At 45.2% G+C, this 17,289-nt stretch carries 17 protein-coding genes; 12 read left to right on the top strand and 5 right to left on the bottom strand.

Going from position 1 to position 17,289, the window contains the following annotated elements; genetic code table 11:
• Positions 1-47 precede the first annotated feature (47 nt).
• Positions 48-839, bottom strand: a complete 792-nt coding sequence (locus tag FKN08_RS09400; protein ID WP_170891958.1) for a PhzF family phenazine biosynthesis protein — start codon at positions 837-839, stop codon at positions 48-50.
• Between the two features lie 188 nt (positions 840-1,027).
• On the opposite strand from FKN08_RS09400, the gene FKN08_RS09395 reads away from it, so the two are divergent.
• The gene (locus FKN08_RS09395) at positions 1,028-1,561 is read left to right on the top strand and encodes a YbhB/YbcL family Raf kinase inhibitor-like protein (protein WP_025557905.1); all 534 of its coding nucleotides are present in this window, start codon (positions 1,028-1,030) and stop codon (positions 1,559-1,561) included.
• Between the two features lie 21 nt (positions 1,562-1,582).
• Complete coding sequence (locus tag FKN08_RS09390) at positions 1,583-2,362, top strand: AraC family transcriptional regulator (RefSeq protein WP_114322868.1); 780 nt, start codon at positions 1,583-1,585, stop codon at positions 2,360-2,362.
• 42 nt (positions 2,363-2,404) lie between these two features.
• On the opposite strand, the gene arsB is transcribed toward FKN08_RS09390, so the two are convergent.
• Complete coding sequence (gene arsB, locus FKN08_RS09385) at positions 2,405-3,460, bottom strand: ACR3 family arsenite efflux transporter (RefSeq protein ID WP_005391233.1); 1,056 nt, start codon at positions 3,458-3,460, stop codon at positions 2,405-2,407.
• An 88-nt stretch (positions 3,461-3,548) separates the two neighbouring features.
• The gene (locus tag FKN08_RS09380; RefSeq protein ID WP_006742094.1) at positions 3,549-3,890 is read right to left on the bottom strand and encodes a winged helix-turn-helix domain-containing protein; all 342 of its coding nucleotides are present in this window, start codon (positions 3,888-3,890) and stop codon (positions 3,549-3,551) included.
• 394 nt (positions 3,891-4,284) lie between these two features.
• Here FKN08_RS09380 and FKN08_RS09375 point away from each other — a divergent pair, with 394 nt between their 5' ends.
• The 7 genes from FKN08_RS09375 to FKN08_RS09345 all read left to right on the top strand — a co-directional run bounded on the left by FKN08_RS09375 (position 4,285) and on the right by FKN08_RS09345 (position 11,767).
• Positions 4,285-6,042 (top strand): SgrR family transcriptional regulator, encoded by a 1,758-nt coding sequence (locus FKN08_RS09375; RefSeq protein WP_170891957.1) that lies wholly within the window; start codon positions 4,285-4,287, stop codon positions 6,040-6,042.
• A 431-nt stretch (positions 6,043-6,473) separates the two neighbouring features.
• Entirely contained in the window at positions 6,474-6,917 is a 444-nt protein-coding gene (locus FKN08_RS09370) for a PTS sugar transporter subunit IIA (protein WP_005391226.1), read from the top strand.
• A 12-nt stretch (positions 6,918-6,929) separates the two neighbouring features.
• A complete protein-coding gene (locus FKN08_RS09365; RefSeq protein WP_081442488.1) occupies positions 6,930-8,354 on the top strand; it encodes a PTS mannitol transporter subunit IICB in 1,425 nt (474 codons plus the stop codon).
• 47 nt (positions 8,355-8,401) lie between these two features.
• Positions 8,402-9,673, top strand: coding sequence for a zinc-binding dehydrogenase (locus FKN08_RS09360; RefSeq protein ID WP_170891956.1), 1,272 nt, complete (start codon positions 8,402-8,404; stop codon positions 9,671-9,673).
• 59 nt (positions 9,674-9,732) lie between these two features.
• Positions 9,733-10,251 (top strand): MltR family transcriptional regulator, encoded by a 519-nt coding sequence (locus FKN08_RS09355; protein ID WP_053809580.1) that lies wholly within the window; start codon positions 9,733-9,735, stop codon positions 10,249-10,251.
• A gap of 9 nt (positions 10,252-10,260) precedes the next feature.
• Positions 10,261-10,995 carry a nucleoside/nucleotide kinase family protein gene (locus FKN08_RS09350; protein ID WP_170891955.1) on the top strand — a complete coding sequence of 245 codons (735 nt, stop codon included), beginning with the start codon at positions 10,261-10,263 and terminating at the stop codon, positions 10,993-10,995.
• A 25-nt stretch (positions 10,996-11,020) separates the two neighbouring features.
• A complete protein-coding gene (locus FKN08_RS09345; protein ID WP_170891954.1) occupies positions 11,021-11,767 on the top strand; it encodes a phosphatase in 747 nt (248 codons plus the stop codon).
• Between the two features lie 215 nt (positions 11,768-11,982).
• Here the strand turns inward: FKN08_RS09345 and FKN08_RS09340 are convergent, their stop codons facing one another.
• Entirely contained in the window at positions 11,983-12,318 is a 336-nt protein-coding gene (locus tag FKN08_RS09340) for a helix-turn-helix transcriptional regulator (protein WP_005391220.1), read from the bottom strand.
• A 141-nt stretch (positions 12,319-12,459) separates the two neighbouring features.
• Here FKN08_RS09340 and FKN08_RS09335 point away from each other — a divergent pair, with 141 nt between their 5' ends.
• The 3 genes from FKN08_RS09335 to FKN08_RS09325 all read left to right on the top strand — a co-directional run bounded on the left by FKN08_RS09335 (position 12,460) and on the right by FKN08_RS09325 (position 15,187).
• The gene (locus FKN08_RS09335) at positions 12,460-12,771 is read left to right on the top strand and encodes a hypothetical protein (RefSeq protein ID WP_167427648.1); all 312 of its coding nucleotides are present in this window, start codon (positions 12,460-12,462) and stop codon (positions 12,769-12,771) included.
• A 696-nt stretch (positions 12,772-13,467) separates the two neighbouring features.
• Positions 13,468-14,625: an aromatic amino acid transport family protein gene (locus FKN08_RS09330; protein ID WP_170891953.1), complete on the top strand. Its 1,158-nt coding sequence runs from the start codon at positions 13,468-13,470 to the stop codon at positions 14,623-14,625.
• Between the two features lie 235 nt (positions 14,626-14,860).
• Positions 14,861-15,187, top strand: a complete 327-nt coding sequence (locus FKN08_RS09325; protein ID WP_170891951.1) for a hypothetical protein — start codon at positions 14,861-14,863, stop codon at positions 15,185-15,187.
• Positions 15,188-15,340: 153 nt separating this feature from the next.
• On the opposite strand, the gene FKN08_RS09320 is transcribed toward FKN08_RS09325, so the two are convergent.
• Complete coding sequence (locus tag FKN08_RS09320; RefSeq protein ID WP_048625268.1) at positions 15,341-17,212, bottom strand: methyl-accepting chemotaxis protein; 1,872 nt, start codon at positions 17,210-17,212, stop codon at positions 15,341-15,343.
• Positions 17,213-17,289 lie beyond the last annotated feature (77 nt).

Raw genomic sequence — 17,289 nt, 5'->3', positions numbered from 1 at the left:
CTAGGCTTTCAGGATAAAAACAGTTAACGCCAATCTTCAACGTACAGTTAGACGTAAATTTTGCCTTTCATATACAACACACCATCACCAGATACATTGACGCAATCCTCCTTGACTTCGCAGTACAGAATGCCACCACGTGCTGATGCTTGATACGCCACTAAAGATGCTTTGCCGAGCTCTTGCGCCCAATATGGTGCTAAGCCTGCGTGGATTGATCCTGTGACAGGGTCTTCATCTCCGCCGTTTGCTGGCCAAAAGTAGCGAGATACAAAGTCGTATTGACTGCCTTTTGATGTGACGACGACATCGTAAGGGGCGAGTTGTTTCAGTTGGTCGGATCGATATTGAACATCGAAAACGGTTTGCTCATCTTCCACGATGACGAAGTAAGCTTGCGGGCTAAGCAGTACGTGTGTTACTTCGCAGTTTAATCCCTCAATTAATTGCGTAGGAACGGCGTTGACGGGGTGTGGTGCTCTTGTCGGAAATGTCATTTCAATCTTGCCAAGTGCGTTCTTAATTACGGTTAAGGTGCCCACTTTTAATGTGTGAAACTCAATACTTCCTGTAACGCCGAGTTGGTCGAACAACACCATGGAAGCGGCGAGCGTTGCGTGTCCACAAAAGTCGATTTCTGTGAGTGGCGAAAACCAGCGTACTTCATATTGATTCGTACCAATCGCTTTAACAAACGCGGTTTCAGAGAGGTTGTTTTCCGCTGCAATGTTTTGCATTCGCTCTGGTTCTAACCATTCTTGCAAGGGTACGACTGCGGCTGAGTTGCCTTTAAATTGCGTGTCTGTAAATGCGTCAACGACGTAGATATCCAGTTCCATTTTGTCTTCCTTGTTCTCTGAGCGGTTGGTTAGCATAAACCAGATGCAACTCAGAGAATAAGAAATTTATGTTTGAATCTTAAAGTATCAAAATAGACGATGGTTTTATATTTTGTGATACTTATTGATGTATCTTGGCTTGGGTTGATGAATAGACTTGAATTGAACTCATTGAAAGGAATAAACACATGAAAGCGATTCACAAGTCTGTTTTGGCCCTTAGCGTTTTAGTTATCGGCTCTGCCCATGCTTTTGAACTAACGAGCAAAGATATTCAAGAAGGTCATCCAATGGCGAAGACATTTGAATATTCAGGTTGGGGATGTGATGGTGCGAACCAGTCTCCACAACTGATGTGGAAAGACGTTCCAAAGGGTACAAAAAGTTTTGCGATTACCGCGTACGATCCTGATGCACCAACAGGCAGTGGTTTTTGGCATTGGATAGCGTTTGATATTCCAGCCTCAGTTAACGAGCTGCCTCGTGGCGTTGATATCAGTAAGCTAGGCGGTAAGGAGTCTCGTATTGATTACGGTACTACTGGTTTTGGCGGCGCATGTCCGCCAGAAAAAGATGGTATGCACCGCTACCAGTTTACCGTTTGGGCGCTGCCGAGTGATAAGTTGAACTTGGATGAGAACACGCCAGCGGCGGTTGTGGGATTTACGTTGAATAGTGTCGCATTGGACAACGCGCAGTTAACCGCGACTTACACGCGATAAACAAATACTTAAGGGGAGAAGATGGGGCATCAATATCAAGTGACGCTGTTTCGTGCGGAGCAGCAGCAAAAGCTGCGTAACGTCAGGATTCACTCCCCGAGTATTATCCAGATCATTAAAGGGAGTAAGCGTCTGTTTTGGAAAGACGAAGCGTTTGATATTCTTCATCCTAACATCATGCTTTGTGAAGCAAACGCTTCGCTGAATTTTGAAAACCTTCCTCAACAAGGGCGTTTTCTCTCACGAATGTTCAGTTTTCACTGTGTACCTAGCGTTGAAATGTTAGAGCTGAGTATGAGTAATGCATTGGGAAATTATGTCCCAGCGGTGGAGACAGACAAAGCACTGCAAGCGACATTAAATGCCTTGTTTTCTTTTGAACGGGAAAGTTTAAGTGAAGCGACGCAACGTTATTGGATGATGGGGTTGTATCAGCAGTTAGCAGAGCGAGGACTATTGCATCGGCTTTTCTCGAGTTCCAATACCTCGTTCAGTCAGAAACTCAGCCGCTATCTGTCACGCTCTCCGGGCGATGACCATCCTTTGGAATTTGTTGCTGAGCGCTTTGCTATGAGCCGAGCAACGTTGATACGCAAACTCAAACAAGAGGGAACTCAGTATCGCGAAGTGCTGGCAGAAGTGCGCTTAAATCACGCACTCTACCTGATGCAAAATGGTTCATACAACGTTGCGTTACTCGCGCAGTTGTGTGGCTATCAATCGGAAGGGCGTTTTAGCCAACGATTTAAAGGCAAGTTTGGTTTAACGCCCAGCGAGTACATAAAAACTGTCGTCAGTTAGTACTTAATATTGCTGTTTGGCTCGATCTTTATGTTTCCAATTTTAGCTCTGGTATTTGGTTTTCATCCTCAGTGCGACGTTAACCAAAGCAATCAGAACGGGAACCTCGATTAGCGGACCAATCACGCCAGCGAATGCTTGATCGGAGTTCAGGCCAAATACAGCAATGGAAACCGCGATCGCCAGCTCGAAGTTGTTGCCCGTCGCCGTAAAAGCGATGGAGGCATTTTTATCGTAGGGGATGCCCATTCTCTTCCCGATAAAGAAGCTGGTAAAAAACATCAATACGAAGTAGATCGCTAGTGGGACTGCCACGCGGAACACATCCATTGGTAGCTGTAAAATCATCTCTCCTTTGAGGCTGAACATCAGCACGATGGTGGCGAGCAAAGCGATCAAAGTAATGGGTGAAATTCGAGGAATAAACACATCGTTGTACCACTTCTCACCCTTTGCAGCTACTAACCATTTACGACTGAGAAAACCAGCGAGGAACGGAATGCCTAAGTAAATCAATACGCTTTCCGCAATGTCTCCCATGGAAATATCAACCACAAAACCTTCATAGCCAAAGAACGGTGGAAGTACGGTGATGAATAGCCAAGCCATAACGCTGTAAGTCAGAATTTGAAATGCGCTATTTAATGCCACCAAGGCCGCGCCATATTCTTTGTTGCCGCCGCCAATATCATTCCACACTAAAACCATAGCGATGCAGCGTGCAAGGCCAATCAAAATAATACCGACCATGTAACCTGGATGATCACCAAGAAAGGTTAAAGCAAGAACGAACATCAGGATTGGGCCGATGATCCAGTTCATAACCAGAGACAGCGTGATGGCTTTTTTATCTCTCGTTACCGTTCCTAATAGACCGTAGTTCACCTTGGCGAGTGGTGGGTACATCATCAAAATCAAACCAATGGCGAGTGGTACGTTCGTACTACCAACGGACATTGCTTCGTTCCATTCTGCTACTTGCGGGTAGGCTGCGCCTATCCCCACGCCGATGGCCATTGCGACAAAGATCCAAACCGTTAAGTAGCGGTCAAGAAAGCTCATTTTTTCGCTGGCACTATTTAAAACTTCAGTCGTCATAGTGATCTCTATTCGTTTATCGTCGAAAGGCGATATATAAGGTTATAGTTTATCTTTGCGCGCATGGAAAGCGCGCAATGTGTCTTAGCTAACTAAATAAACCGGAAAATTGAGCGTTAAACGCGTTCAGTTTTTCACGTTGAATGCGGTAACAAACCTTTGGCGGGTTAGGTTCTGCACTGATAAACCCGGCCTGTTTTAGAATACGTAAGTGTTCTGATACGGTCGATTGCGCTAAACCTAACTCAGAGACTAAATCGCTATTTAAGCAGCCGCCCATGGTGTCTAAAGTGTGAAGAATATGCAGAATGCGTAAGCGAGCAGGATGAGACAGCGCTTTCGCTTGAGCGGCGAGTGCTTGCTCTTTATCGAGTTGTTTTTGCGTGGCTTCAAAAGCAATTTGGCACGTTTCGCTGCATTTGTTGCTCATGAGCAAACCTTTATAGTTAATCGTCGAATTGCGATTAAGTGTACGTGTGCTTTTTCTAAGGCGCAACTGTTGGCAGTAAAAAAGCAGAACTTAAAGATACGACGAATTGGGGGTGTGGTATCAGGAGCTAAGTTCTGCTTGGGGGTTAGGTCATGAGCAATTCTCTATATTTCCTGCTCGCTAAATTAGTATGGTGAAAAAAGGGGAGGCGAAAAAGAGAGTAGATTTCTTCGCTTTATTCCTGATAAAACCGAATTGGTGGGGTTTTCCTACAATATAGGCACGAAATGTTAGTAAAAGGGGAACAAAGTGTTTGGAAGTTTTCTTATTTTATTGCCGCCAAGTTCAGTAAAATACGCCTATTGAATGGCCTCCTAGAGTTAAGGTGCGTGCGGTGTCTGATCTCAACTTATTTCGTTATTACCAACGCTTGCTCTCTTTTGGTGTTGGTAATGAAGCAAAAACCACGCTGCAAGAAATCGCCGATTTGTTGTTTACTTCGCCTCGTCATGCGCGCAGTTTGCTGGCGCAGATGCAAGAGATAGCGTGGTTAAGTTGGCGACCAAAACCGGGACGGAACCAGCGTTCAACATTGTTGTTAAACGTTGAACTCAGCGCGCTAAAAGAAAGCCTTGCACTAGAGCGAATCAAGCTTGGTAAGTACGAGAAAGCGCTGTCGATTCTGGATGAAGATGAAGCTGCATTTGGGCGACTCCTCAAAACAACGTCGGGCGCATCGGTAAAAGAGGGGCGGCTCAATATTCAGCTGACCTACAAACGCATGTTCGAGCGTGTGGTTCCGCATCAACTGCAGCGAAGTAGTGAACGTTTTTTGCTTCGCCAAATTTATTGTTGTTTGGTTTCGAGCGATTACAACGGGCAGGTGCAGCCAGAGCTGGCTCATCATTGGCGTTATGATGACAGCTTGTACGAATGGACATTTTATCTTCGTCCGGGTCTGACTTTTCATAATGGCAACCCAATTGATGCTGAAACGGTTGTCAGTTTGTTCGCCAAATTAAGCTCTTTGGAATACTACGAAAAAGAGCTGGCGCATGTTGCCAACATTACGGCACTTAATCCATTGAAGGTTGTTTTTAAGCTTAACCGACCTGACTTGGGTTTTGCTGGACTTATTTCTGGCGTGAAATATGGCATTCAGCCCGTGAGTCAGGTGAACGTTGCTAACAACAAGTTGGTGGTGGGGAGTGGTCCATTTTCCGTCGTTGAGCACAGTGAAAACCGTTTGAAACTGCAAGCGTTTGATGGCTATTACGCGTGTCGAGTATTAACGGATTTTGTGACGATATGGATCGTCAACGATGAACAGATGGAAAATCCATCGCTTGCCGCAAACACATTGCAACCAGAACCTGATTCTGCTGATGACATGTGCAGCCACTATATGTCGACGCCAAACAGTGAAGTATCACCAGCGAGTAAACGCAGTCGAACGGAAGACGGTTGTTTGTTCGCACTGTTTAACCATCATGCAAAGCACGCTTTGTCTCAGGCCCAGCGCCGATACATCAGTGAATTGATTCAACCTGAACTGCTAGCTGACGTGATGCGTAATGAAAACATTATATTTGGGAGCATACCTGCTTATAACTTATTGCCTAACTGGAAGCCAGTGTTGCGCCCCTTTGGAGATGCGGTCAAGTTGCCAAAGCTGATCACCATCGCAGGGTACAATTACACGGCGCTACGCCGGTGCGCACGAGCGATTTCTTCGCGTTTAGAGCGTGCGGGCAGCCGAGTGGAGATCGTTATGTACTCCTACCGTGAACTGAGCGAGAAAGCCAAAAACGGCACGCTAGATGAGACTCTGGTTGTCACCAATATCAACTTGGACGATAACCGTCATGCGTCTGCGTTTAGCAACTTCTTTAGCAATGCCGTGCTTTACCACACCTTGGGGGTGCAAAATGCGGCGTGGTTGGATGCTCAAATGGAGAATGTCCGTGCATTCTCACCGCTTGAAGATTACCTGAGCGCGTTAGAGCCGATTGCGTCCACTTTGATTAGCGAGTATTGGATTGCACCGATGTTCCACCATACTCAGACGCTACGTTTTCAAGGGGTCTTGGAAGATGTCGCACTCACAAACTGGGGATGGCCAGACATACGATCCGTTTGGTCTGCGGACTGATCAAAACCGCCTGAATGGCGGTTTTTTGTGTCTGCAATTTGGTGAAAGCCAGTGACGTTTTTATTTTTTCTAGCCAACAAGTGTGATGCTTATCTACGTTTGAGCGCGAGTGATCAAGAAACGGTCCGAAATGAACTTTGAAATTAATCACGAATTATATCGAGTCAATAGGTCTAATGTGATCTGATTTAAATAATGTAACTTTAAGAATATTTTCGAGAAGGTGATTGTATTCAAAATTCGTCTATTGACTTGTTGCTCAAATAAAATTTGTAGATTTTTTACGTGTGGGATTTTTGAGCTCTGTCCATTTAAACAAATTGACAGGCTTTAAAGTGTGACTCGAAGCGCAAAAGTAGCTCGGTTGCGCGGTTGGGACTCTGTTATTGATAATTAACCCATCAGATGACGAACTGTTGATAGGGTTAAATATGTTGTACGAGTTAATCGACCACGAACTAGTAGATGTAATTAATGATCGCGCTTACCAATGGCAAGATGCGGTTAAAAAGACCACTCAATACCTAGAAAATAAAGGTTACGTCTCCCAGCATTATGCTGATGCAATCATCCGTTCAACGGAAGAAAACGGTCCTTACTATGTGTTATGCCCTGGATTGGCAATGCCTCATGCCCGACCTGAAACTGGTGTTTTAAAAACAGGCTTAGGCATTCATATTTTCCCATCACCTGTTGATTTTGGATCGGATCTCGGTCCGGCCAATATTCTTATTACCTTAGCTGCGAAAGACTCTGATACCCACATTGAGGTGATTCAAGCGTTGAGCGAGATGTTTGTGGATGAAGAGAACATTGCAAAACTGGCACAAGCCTCTTCCAAAGAACAAGTGCTAGACATAATAAAAGCATACTAAAAGGAACATAACGTGAAAGCAAACATGCGAGCCAATGTGCAAGCCTTCGGAGGTCATTTGACCGCCATGGTGCTGCCAAATATCGGAGCCTTTATCGCTTGGGGCTTTATTACTGCACTCTTTATTCCTACGGGCTGGATGCCAAACGAAGCCTTTGGCGAACTCGTGGGGCCAATGATCACTTACTTGCTGCCACTTTTAATTGGTTACACTGGTGGTCAGATTGTTGGTGAAAAACGCGGCGCGGTAGCGGGGGCTATCGGTACGATGGGCGTGATTGTCGGGGCTGACATACCGATGTTTGTTGGCGCAATGATCATGGGCCCACTGAGTGCTTGGGTTGTGGTGCAAGTGGATAAACGTATTCAACACCGCATCCCTTCTGGTTTTGAGATGGTGGTCAACAACTTCTCGTTGGGTATCGTCGGTATGTTGTTGTGTTTGTTCGCCTACGAGATTGTTGGCCCTTCAGTCACCGCAGCAAACTTGTTTGTGAAATCAGGCATCGAAGCGTTGGTTGCGACGGGTTTCCTGCCTCTGTTAGCGATCATTAACGAACCAGCAAAAGTGTTGTTCCTGAACAACGCCATTGACCAAGGTATTTATTACCCACTAGGCCTGCAAGCGGCCGCAGAAACGGGCAAGTCCATTTTCTTTATGGTGGCGTCTAACCCAGGCCCAGGTCTTGGTATGCTGCTGGCTTACGCAAAGTTTGGTCAGGGTTTATCTAAACGCTCTGCGCCAAGTGCCATCATCATTCACTTCTTTGGTGGCATTCATGAGCTGTACTTCCCATATGTACTCATGAAACCAATCATGATTGTGGCAATGATTGCTGGTGCGGCGACAGGCATCGCAACCTTCAACCTATTCGATGCAGGTTTGGTCGCGGGTCCAAGTCCAGGCTCTATCTTCTCTTACCTTGCTCTTACTCCGAAAGGTAGCTTCATCGCGACCATCGCAGGTGTGACAAGTGCAACGATTGTCTCTTTCTTGGTAGCAAGTGCGATTCTGAAAGTGAGCAAATCAGAAGAAAAAGAAAGCGAGTTTGAGAAGTCAGTTTCTGACATGAAAGAGATGAAAGCGGAAGGCGCAGTTAAGCCAGTTGCAGCTGCTACGACGCAAGAACTAAGCAAACCAATTTCATTCGTCGCATTCGCTTGTGATGCAGGTATGGGCTCTAGTGCAATGGGCGCTTCGACCTTCAAACGCAAGCTAGTACAAGCTGGGATAGAGATTGAAGTGAAGAACTTTGCCATCGAGAAAGTCCCGAGTGAAGCCGACATCGTCGTGACGCACGAGAGCTTAGAAAGCCGCGCAGTCAACGCGACAGGTTTACCAGTCGTAACGATCAAGAACTTCCTCAACGACCCAGCGCTTGACGAGCTGATGGACAAGATTAAGCAACAAGCGGTCGCGACTGAGCAACCAGCCTAACAATGCAGTTTGGGGCGGCAGGTATCGCCCCATTTAGGAGATAAATCATGGTACAAACAACGGCAGCGGTTATCTGTGGTGAGAAAAACGTTCAACTAAGAACTTTTGATTTGCCAAGCATTTCAGCCGATGAACTTCTGGTTAAAAACATTTCAAACAGCATTTGTCTATCCACTTACAAAGCAGCATTGTTAGGTAGCAAACACAAACGCGTTCCTGAAAACATTGACGAAGTGCCAGTGATGACAGGTCATGAATACGCAGGTGTGATTGTTGAAGTCGGTGAGAATCTAAAAGACCGATTCAAAGCTGGCGATTACTTTGTTCTGCAACCTGCCATGGGCTTGCCAACAGGCTACTCGGCGGGCTACAGCTATGAGACATTTGGCGGCAACGCGACGTATTCCATTATTCCTAAAATCGCTATCGACCTAGGCTGCGTGCTGCCTTACCACGGCGATTACTTTGCTGATGCGTCGCTGGCTGAGCCAATGTCTTGCATTATCGGTGCGTACCATGCGAGCTACCACACCACGCAATACGTGTACGAGCACGATATGGGCATTAAAGAAGGTGGTGCGTTAGCGCTTTTGGCGTGTGCTGGCCCAATGGGCATTGGTGCGATTGACTATGCGATCAACGGCCCTGTAAAGCCAAAACTGATCGTGGTGACGGACATCGACGCCGCGCGTTTAGACCGAGCTGAAAGCCTCATTCCCGTTGCAAAAGCCAAAGAGCAGGGCGTTGAGCTACATTACGTGAATACCGCTCAAATCGACGATCCGGTCGCGTATCTCAAAGCACTCAACGGTGGCAATGGTTATGACGATGTAATGGTCTACGCGGCTGTTGCTCAAGTGCTAGAACAAGCCGATGAGCTGTTGGGTAACGATGGCTGCCTAAACTTCTTCGCAGGCCCTACCGATAAGAATTTCAAAGTGCCGTTTAACTTCTACAACGTGCATTACGAATCAACGCACATTGTGGGAACGTCCGGTGGTTCAAAGGGTGACATGGTGGAATCTATCGAGCTTTCCTCACAAGGTAAGATCAATCCATCGTTCATGATCACCCATGTTGGTGGCTTACAAGCTGCACCCCATACGATTTTGAATCAGCTGGATATTCCGGGCGGTAAGAAGTTGATTTACCCGCATATTGACCTGCCATTGACCGCGATTGATGATTTCTTATCGCTGGCAGACCAAGACCCGTTCTTTGCGGAACTCGATGCGATTTTGTGCGCGAACAACTATGTGTGGAACGCGCATGCAGAAAAAGCGTTACTTGAGTTTTATGACGTGAGCTTAACGGTTTAGTTGCAACGAATTTGTGTGGTAGCCTTTGCGCTGCCACACAATGGAGAGGTCATAATACGTTGTCACGTGAAGATGAATTACTGGAGAAACTGGACGAGTGCGAAAATGCCACTTCGTTTCTTCAGGTTTCTAACAAAATAATTAACCTCAAGTTAAAAGCACTGCTTCCGAAAGTGTTCGTTCAAGACGACCTTGTGAAGGAGTATGCTGTGGATCCTTTATTGAAAGAAGATGGTCCGTTAGCAACAACCGATGTGGTATCGAAGCTGATGTTTGCGATGGGCAAAATCTCTTTGGAAACTTACGCCGATATCGGGTTGTACGATCAGGTGTTGGAGTATGTGGTTAGCCAACCGGAGAAAGTCGAATTCGCGGATGACGTGATTTATGACTTCATCAAAAACCAAGCGGTACTCTCTTCTCAGCAAGACAGCTTTTATCTTGAGTCGATCAATCAGCTTAAGTTCTCTTCGTTTGAGTCCTTTTCGCAAATGAGATACGAATCTCTCATCAAAACAGTGTTGAAGCTGTCGTGTGAAATGTTGATAGAAAGAATCGAAGGGGAGATCAATCAATAAGGGTTCACCATGAAAGTGAATTTAAACGTCAGTGGTTTTGAAACCGAAGCTACCTTTCCTGATGCCGACGTAAAGCGAATCCATCAACCTCTTATCGAAAAATTTACCCGTCTTTATCATGAGAAGCAGGAACGCATTGTGGTGTTCTTGTGTGCCCCTCCGGGCAGCGGTAAGTCAACCCTTGCTGCGTTCTGGGAATATCTCTCTGAACATGATGAAAGCCAAGAGCCTTTACAAGTGCTGCCGTTTGATGGTTTCCACTATCCAAATGAGATCCTCGACAACAATACGATTGAACGAGATGGCGAGCTCGTGCCTCTGCGCAGTATTAAGGGGTCCTATCAAACATTTAATCTGACGGAGCTTATCGACAAGCTCAAACAGCTCAAAATGAAAGATACAAAATGGCCATACTACGACCGCAATTTGCATGATCCAGTCGACGACGCCATTTTGGTAAATCGGAATGTGGTTGTCGTTGAGGGGAATTGGTTACTGCTTAATGAACCAGTGTGGAATGAACTGCATCGTTTGGCAGATTTTAGCGTCTTCGTCGATACACAGCCTGAGTTTCTGCAAGAACGCTTAGTAAACCGTAAGATTCGTGGTGGTACAGATCCAGAAGCTGCATTGGAGTTTTATTTGAACTCAGATGCCGTAAATGTAGATAAGGTTTTAAATCACTCAATTCCAGCGGATCTCACGCTGTTTCTCAATCAAAACGGTTCGTTCGACATTCGATAATTCGTCCACAACTTAGGAGGTCACCATGGATATCGTCGTTGATAGCCACACCCATACTATTGCCAGTGGACATGCCTACAGCACCATTTTAGAGAACGCATTGTCTGCCAAGAATAAGGGGCTAAAACTTCTTTGTATCACCGATCATGCTCCCGAGATGCCAGGAGCCCCTCACTACTGGCATTTCAATAATCAAAGAATTTTGCCCCGCTTTTTACACGATGTAGGTATTCTCCGTGGTGTCGAAGCCAACACGCTGAATGTGAAAGGGGAGATAGACTTACCATCGTCTTCTGACCAACATCTTGACTGGGTGATTGCGAGTTTCCATGAACCCGTATTCAAGCCCGCAACCGAAGCTGAGCATACTGCCGCTCTGATAAATGCGATTAAAAGCGGCAGGGTGGATGTTCTCGGTCACTTAGGCAACCCAAATTACCCATTCGATATGGAACAGGTGCTGCGCTGTGCTAAAGAGCACAATGTTGCGGTTGAAGTTAACAATACATCTTTGACAGGCAAAAGCCGTAAGGGTAGTGATTCCCGTTGTGATCGCATTGTCGAGCTGGGCAAAGAGGTTGGCGTTTACTTCAGTACCGGATCTGATGCGCACTTCTGTGAAGAGATCTCTAAGTTAGATTTGGCGATTGCTTTGCTGGAAAAACACGGTGTGGAAGAAGAGAAGATACTCACTACGTCGACGAGCCGATTCTTGAACTTCTTATTGCTGAGAGGTAAGGCGAGGATTCCAGAGTTTAAGGATTTTTACTAAGTAAAATCCCAAACACATTAAACGAAGTATTTTCTTATACAGCCCTAAAACCCGCCAAGCTGCGGGTTTTATTCGTTTTGGGGAGGCGTAGAACAGACAACGCGACTGTCATATAAAGCGTGAAAAGAGGAATCAATGAAAAAGGGAACGAAGGCCATAATTCGAGAATATTATAGGCCGAGCGGGAATTTTATTGCTCTTAATCAGTCATAAGGTTATGAGCCGCTTTTTGTGTTCCGCTGTTCAATAACGAGCGATAACAGGCGAACAAGTAGGGACTGAGCTTCAGGAGACAGCAAGCGTGCAACGGCCATTAGATCATCCGCTGTTACGTGTTGAACGTCTCTTATATCCAATGCGATGTCGAGATCGGTCAAATGCAGAGAGCGCAGTATGGAGCGATATTGGGAAAGTTTCAGGTCGGATTCTCCACGCTCTATCCGTTGATACGTTTTCACGCTCATCCCTGCGATGTTTGCCATTTGTTCACGGGAGAGGCCACTCGCTTTTCTTCTCGCAATCAGTGCTTCAATAATAGGGTCGACCTGCATGTGCTCTCCTGAAAGGACAGTTTTGACCTAAATAAAGCAAGAAGTGGACCAGTTTAACCATCTCATATTTACCTGTTTTGCAATCAGTATAAGAATAGCTATCTAATAAAAATGTACATATTTTAGTCAGTTATAAACTCAATGGAAAAGTATCAATCATACAAATCAATCGAGACAAAATCTTCAATTCGCAAAATGCAACGCATTTTAGATCAATTATTTAGCGAGCTTAATGAGCAGCATCGTGTCACTAAAGACAATGTTGTCGCTCTGACTCGACAGTCTCAACAGAGGTTGATGAACTACAAAGAGCTTTATCTTCATAAAGAATCGATAGGTGAGGTAGAGTTGCAGATTGCGTATGAAAATATGAGTGTGACTGAGAAGCAGGTCGCGGATATGGGCGTTTCAGCATTAACTTATATCATCGGAGCGTTAGATAAAGCGTATTAATAGAATGGGCAAGCTAGCTTAGATTTAGACAGCTTGGATAACACCAAAAAGAAAGGATGCAAATGCTGGGGAACCACACCCAGCATTCGGACACTCATTTACCTATAGTTTCGAACCGTAAATCAGTGTTTAGAGGTATGTGAACCGAACAGTCTCGGTACGCAGCGAATAATAGCGATATTGTCCGATCTAGGCTACGCCCCTGGAATCTAACACCTTTACTTGAACTGTAAATTAATTTGTACACCCATCCAAAATTGAGCGGTTGAGCACGTTCTTACTCTCATTAGGCGATAAAAGACTGATTAGTGATGAAAATAACGACACATCTTAGGTGAATGAGGAGAGTTGTTAAAATATATCGCTATAAGATTGACCTTTTGCTTTTCAATCGTCCTGCTTATGCCTTACAATCTTTTCGAACCAAATCCATTCACAACGAATGGGGTTGATGAATTAAGATGAACAATTTTGCTTCGAACCCAAAGTTGTGCGCATTTCATCAACGATGACATCGCCCAAAACGACTCTCAAGTGTTCATGTGCAATTGAATTAACCACCTTTTGCTGCATGTTTTCTTAGCCATATAGGGTTCTTGTAACCAAATTTTGGTTGAGTAGAGCGTTTTGTTGGGTGTGCTTTGGATGTAGCACAACTGGCGAGAAATAAACGGATTGAATTTAGAGGTATTAACCGTGAACCTAAAACTTGTCGGCAGCTCCCTGATCGTTGCAGGTACTGCTCTTGGCGCTGGTATGCTTGCTATACCAATGGTGCTTGCTCAATTTGGCCTCCTCTGGGGCACTCTTCTTATGTTGTTCATCTGGGCTGGGACGACTTACGCTGCGCTGCTCCTTCTTGAGGCCAGTTGCAAAGTAGGCGGCGGCGTGAGCATGAATGCAATTGCTCGCGAAACGCTAGGTAAAGGTGGCCAGTTGGTAACCAACAGCTTGCTTTACGCCCTGTTAGTTTGTCTATTGATGGCTTATATCATTGGTGCGGGTGATCTCGTACAAAAAGTAACAGCCTCAATTGGGCTGCCAACATCTACGATCGCAAGCCAAGTCGGTTTTACTCTTTTAGTCGGTATCATTGTTTCGGCAGGTACAGGGGTTGTAGATAAGCTTAATCGCGGTTTGTTCTTAGGCATGATCGTGGCGTTGATCCTGACACTTTTTGCGCTTGCACCAAGCGTCTCGTTTGAAGGACTTGATGAAGTCGTGAGTGACGATAAGATGGCGCTAATTAAGACAAGCTCGGTGCTTTTCACCAGTTTCGGTTTTATGGTCGTGATCCCATCGCTTGTAACTTACAACAAAGAAGCGAGCAAAACACAACTGCGTAATATGATTATCGTGGGTTCAACTATTCCGCTTGTTTGTTACTTATTATGGTTGTTAGCAGTTGTCGGTAACCTACCACCTCATGAGCTTGTTCAATACTCCAACGTAACGGAGTTGATCTCGGTATTAGGTCAGCAATACGAGGGTTTGGAGTTTATCCTATCCATGTTCACTGGGTTAGCACTGTTAACGTCGTTCTTAGGTGTGGCAATGGCGCTATACGATCAAAATGCAGACCTACTGAAAGCAAGCAAGCCGGTGATTTTTGTTACCACGTTTGTGCTACCACTACTAGGTGCTGTATTTGCGCCAGAACACTTCTTGGCTATTCTTAGCTACGCGGGGATTATTCTTGTGTTTCTCGCGGTCTTTGTCCCATTATCAATGACAATGAAAGTGCGTCAAGTGCCAGTAGAAGATGACAATATTTATGAAGCTGGTGGCGGCGTAATGGGAATGAGCATGATCTTCCTGTTCGGCTGTTTCTTGCTGTTTGCCCAAGCAGTATAAAATCACGCTAGCTTATTTAAAAACTGAGCCGCCCGTTGTATAACGGGCGGCTTTTTTGTGTTTATAACCCAAACACAGAGGACTTAAAAAGTTATCAATATCAGTGATACTTTACCTTTCTCTGATAATCACGATAAGCTTTGACCTTGTAGTAAAACTCCTTGGCGAAAGACTGACATGTGCAGTGATTCACTTACCTATTATGTTGCTATTGATATTAATAAGAGGCTCTGTTGTGTCAAAGCAATTATCTTTTGCCATGGTTGGCGTTATATTGTCTTTAGGTGTGTTCAGTACAGAAGTGATGGCTGACCCGAAACATAGGCATGGTCATCGATATGATCACCATCATCATAAACGCAAGCACAAGCATAAACATAAGTATAAACATCGTGACGTTATTTATGTGGAGTCTCGACGACCAAGACGCAGTTACTACTACCACGACCGAATTCCTCGTAATAGTACCTACATAAAGATTGGAGATTTCACCTATTTAAAAGTGGATGATCGTTATTATCGTCGCTCCAATGACCGCTATATCCATGTTGAATTCAACTAGAGTGGGAAAGGCAGCATAGCAAGCGTGATAACAGTTTTGAGCCGAGTGGCAACAACACTAAAAACTAGGCGTTCTAAGTCTAGATACCACTGCGATAGAGGTCTAAAAACAAAAACAGCGAGCATTGGCTCGCTGTTTTTGTTTAGGTGAAGACTAGACTGTAAATCGGTTTAATATTTGATCTTGTTTATGTACATCTTCTTGCTGTGCCTGCATAGCATCGTTAGTTCGATTTGCAGATTCGGCGACTTGAGTCGATAGGTCTTTAATATTCACCGTATTGTTGTTGATCTCTTCCGCAACTAAGCTTTGTTCTTCCGCCGCTGAGGCGATTTGTAAGTTCATATCAGAAATACGCTGAATCGCATCACGAATACGTTGTAGCGCGTTGTTTGCCAAGTCTGCTTTTTCTACGGCTTCTACAGCGCTACCCTTGCTTTGATGCATAGCATTTGCCACAGATGATGCGCCAGATTGCAGCTGCTCAATCATAGTACGAATTTCTGTTGTTGATTCTTGAGTTCGTTGCGCCAGTGTACGAACTTCATCAGCAACGACGGCGAAGCCTCGGCCAGATTCTCCCGCACGTGCAGCCTCAATTGCGGCATTCAACGCGAGTAAGTTCGTTTGGTCCGCAATATCGTTGATGACTTTTAGAATCGTTTCGATGTTGGCGGTTGCAGATTCAAGCACTTGCACTTCTTCGACAGCAAGGTCAATGCTATCGGAAAGCATGTTGATCGTTTGTGTCGATTCACCGACCACAGAAGAGCCCTCAACCGTTGCTTGATCAGCTTCTTTGGCTGCACTTGCTGCGCCTTGCGCATTATTGGCAACTTCAGTCGCGGTAACAGACATTTCGTGCATCGCGGTGGCTAATTGTTCTAGCTCTTGTAGCTGAGTTTGAATAGCACCAGCCGAATCTTTTGCACCCTCAGCGGTGATTTGAGTGCCATTCAAAATTTGATCAGAAATACTCTTCGACTCAATAATTTGCTGTTGCAAGTTTTCCATGAACGTATTGAAGTTTGTAGCAAGCTCTGAGAATTCTTGGTCAGTATCAGTTTCAAGGCGCTGTGTAAGATCGCCTTTCCCAGACGCAACACCTTTAATCGCGTTGTTTAATGTGTCTAGCGGACGCATGAGTGTGCGAATGAGCAGAGTCAGTGCAATAACAGAAGCAATCACGGCAATGATTGAATAAATAATAGCGCTGTTGCGAAGCTCTCCTACGGCAGAGTAGGCGATAGCTTCATCAATAACTGAACCCACGTACCAGTTCTCGCCCGGGATGTGAGTCAAGTTAATCATATAACGATCGCCATCGATCTCAATGTGTTGCGTTGATTGTGTAAGATCGACCTGTGGTAGGTAGCTACCAACTTTTTCACCGTTGTATTTGCTTTGAGGGTGAGCAATGGTTGTTCCATCAGCGGTGACCAAAAATAAGTAACCAGCGTCAAACAGATTCACTTGGTTGACGAGGTCAGAAAGGGTAGTGAGCTCAAGGTCATAAAACATACCAGCTAAGAACTGGCCGTTTTCTTTTACTGGTGTACCAACAGAGATGATGACGTTTTTTGAAGACGCATCGACGTATGGGTCTGTTACGACCAAATCGCCTTTGTTTTTAGCTGCGATGAACCAAGGACGTTGACGCGGATCGTAGTCTGGTCCTGCTTCCCAGCCGTCGTCATTTTCAATCACGAAGCCATTGCTTTCATAACCAAAGCCAATCGCAAGAAAGCTGGCTTTTGGTGTTGGTCGCTCAAGAATGTTCTGAACGTAGTTGTGTGAACTTGGATTAAGTTCGATAACTTCAGTAATAGAACGAGCGAGATCCTTTTTAGCATTCATTTCTGATTGCACGGTATTTCCAACACTGGTCAATATCTCGTTCACACTCGAGTCAATGTGCTCCTGCGTTTGGGAGCGGATCGTCATAACTTGTTGCGTCGACAGCAGTGACACGGTAATTAGCAGCAAAAATGACGAGGCTGTGACAACCTTATGTCTAAATTTCATGAGCTTTCCTCTGATTCTCCCGGTTGGCTTCACTATGCTTCACCTCTTTTTAAACGGGTGAATTCGGCATCAAGAGA

The sequence above is a fragment of the Vibrio sp. 1-2 (7-a) genome, from assembly GCF_013048515.1.
GTDB lineage: Bacteria > Pseudomonadota > Gammaproteobacteria > Enterobacterales > Vibrionaceae > Vibrio > Vibrio diabolicus.
Note: the sequence above shows the minus strand (reverse complement) of the source record. Positions and strands in the feature narration are given on the sequence as shown.

Excerpts from the sequence above, each read along its gene's own strand:
- FKN08_RS09370 (WP_005391226.1), top strand. The coding sequence starts at position 6,474 with ATGTTGTACGAGTTAATCGACCACGAACTAGTAGATGTAATTAATGAT.
- FKN08_RS09400 (WP_170891958.1), bottom strand. The coding sequence starts at position 839 with ATGGAACTGGATATCTACGTCGTTGACGCATTTACAGACACGCAATTT.
- FKN08_RS09360 (WP_170891956.1), top strand. The coding sequence starts at position 8,402 with ATGGTACAAACAACGGCAGCGGTTATCTGTGGTGAGAAAAACGTTCAA.
- FKN08_RS09345 (WP_170891954.1), top strand. The coding sequence starts at position 11,021 with ATGGATATCGTCGTTGATAGCCACACCCATACTATTGCCAGTGGACAT.
- FKN08_RS09335 (WP_167427648.1), top strand. The coding sequence starts at position 12,460 with ATGGAAAAGTATCAATCATACAAATCAATCGAGACAAAATCTTCAATT.
- arsB (WP_005391233.1), bottom strand. The coding sequence starts at position 3,460 with ATGACGACTGAAGTTTTAAATAGTGCCAGCGAAAAAATGAGCTTTCTT.
- FKN08_RS09395 (WP_025557905.1), top strand. The coding sequence starts at position 1,028 with ATGAAAGCGATTCACAAGTCTGTTTTGGCCCTTAGCGTTTTAGTTATC.
- FKN08_RS09390 (WP_114322868.1), top strand. The coding sequence starts at position 1,583 with ATGGGGCATCAATATCAAGTGACGCTGTTTCGTGCGGAGCAGCAGCAA.
- FKN08_RS09320 (WP_048625268.1), bottom strand. The coding sequence starts at position 17,212 with ATGAAATTTAGACATAAGGTTGTCACAGCCTCGTCATTTTTGCTGCTA.
- FKN08_RS09350 (WP_170891955.1), top strand. The coding sequence starts at position 10,261 with ATGAAAGTGAATTTAAACGTCAGTGGTTTTGAAACCGAAGCTACCTTT.
- FKN08_RS09340 (WP_005391220.1), bottom strand. The coding sequence starts at position 12,318 with ATGCAGGTCGACCCTATTATTGAAGCACTGATTGCGAGAAGAAAAGCG.
- FKN08_RS09380 (WP_006742094.1), bottom strand. The coding sequence starts at position 3,890 with ATGAGCAACAAATGCAGCGAAACGTGCCAAATTGCTTTTGAAGCCACG.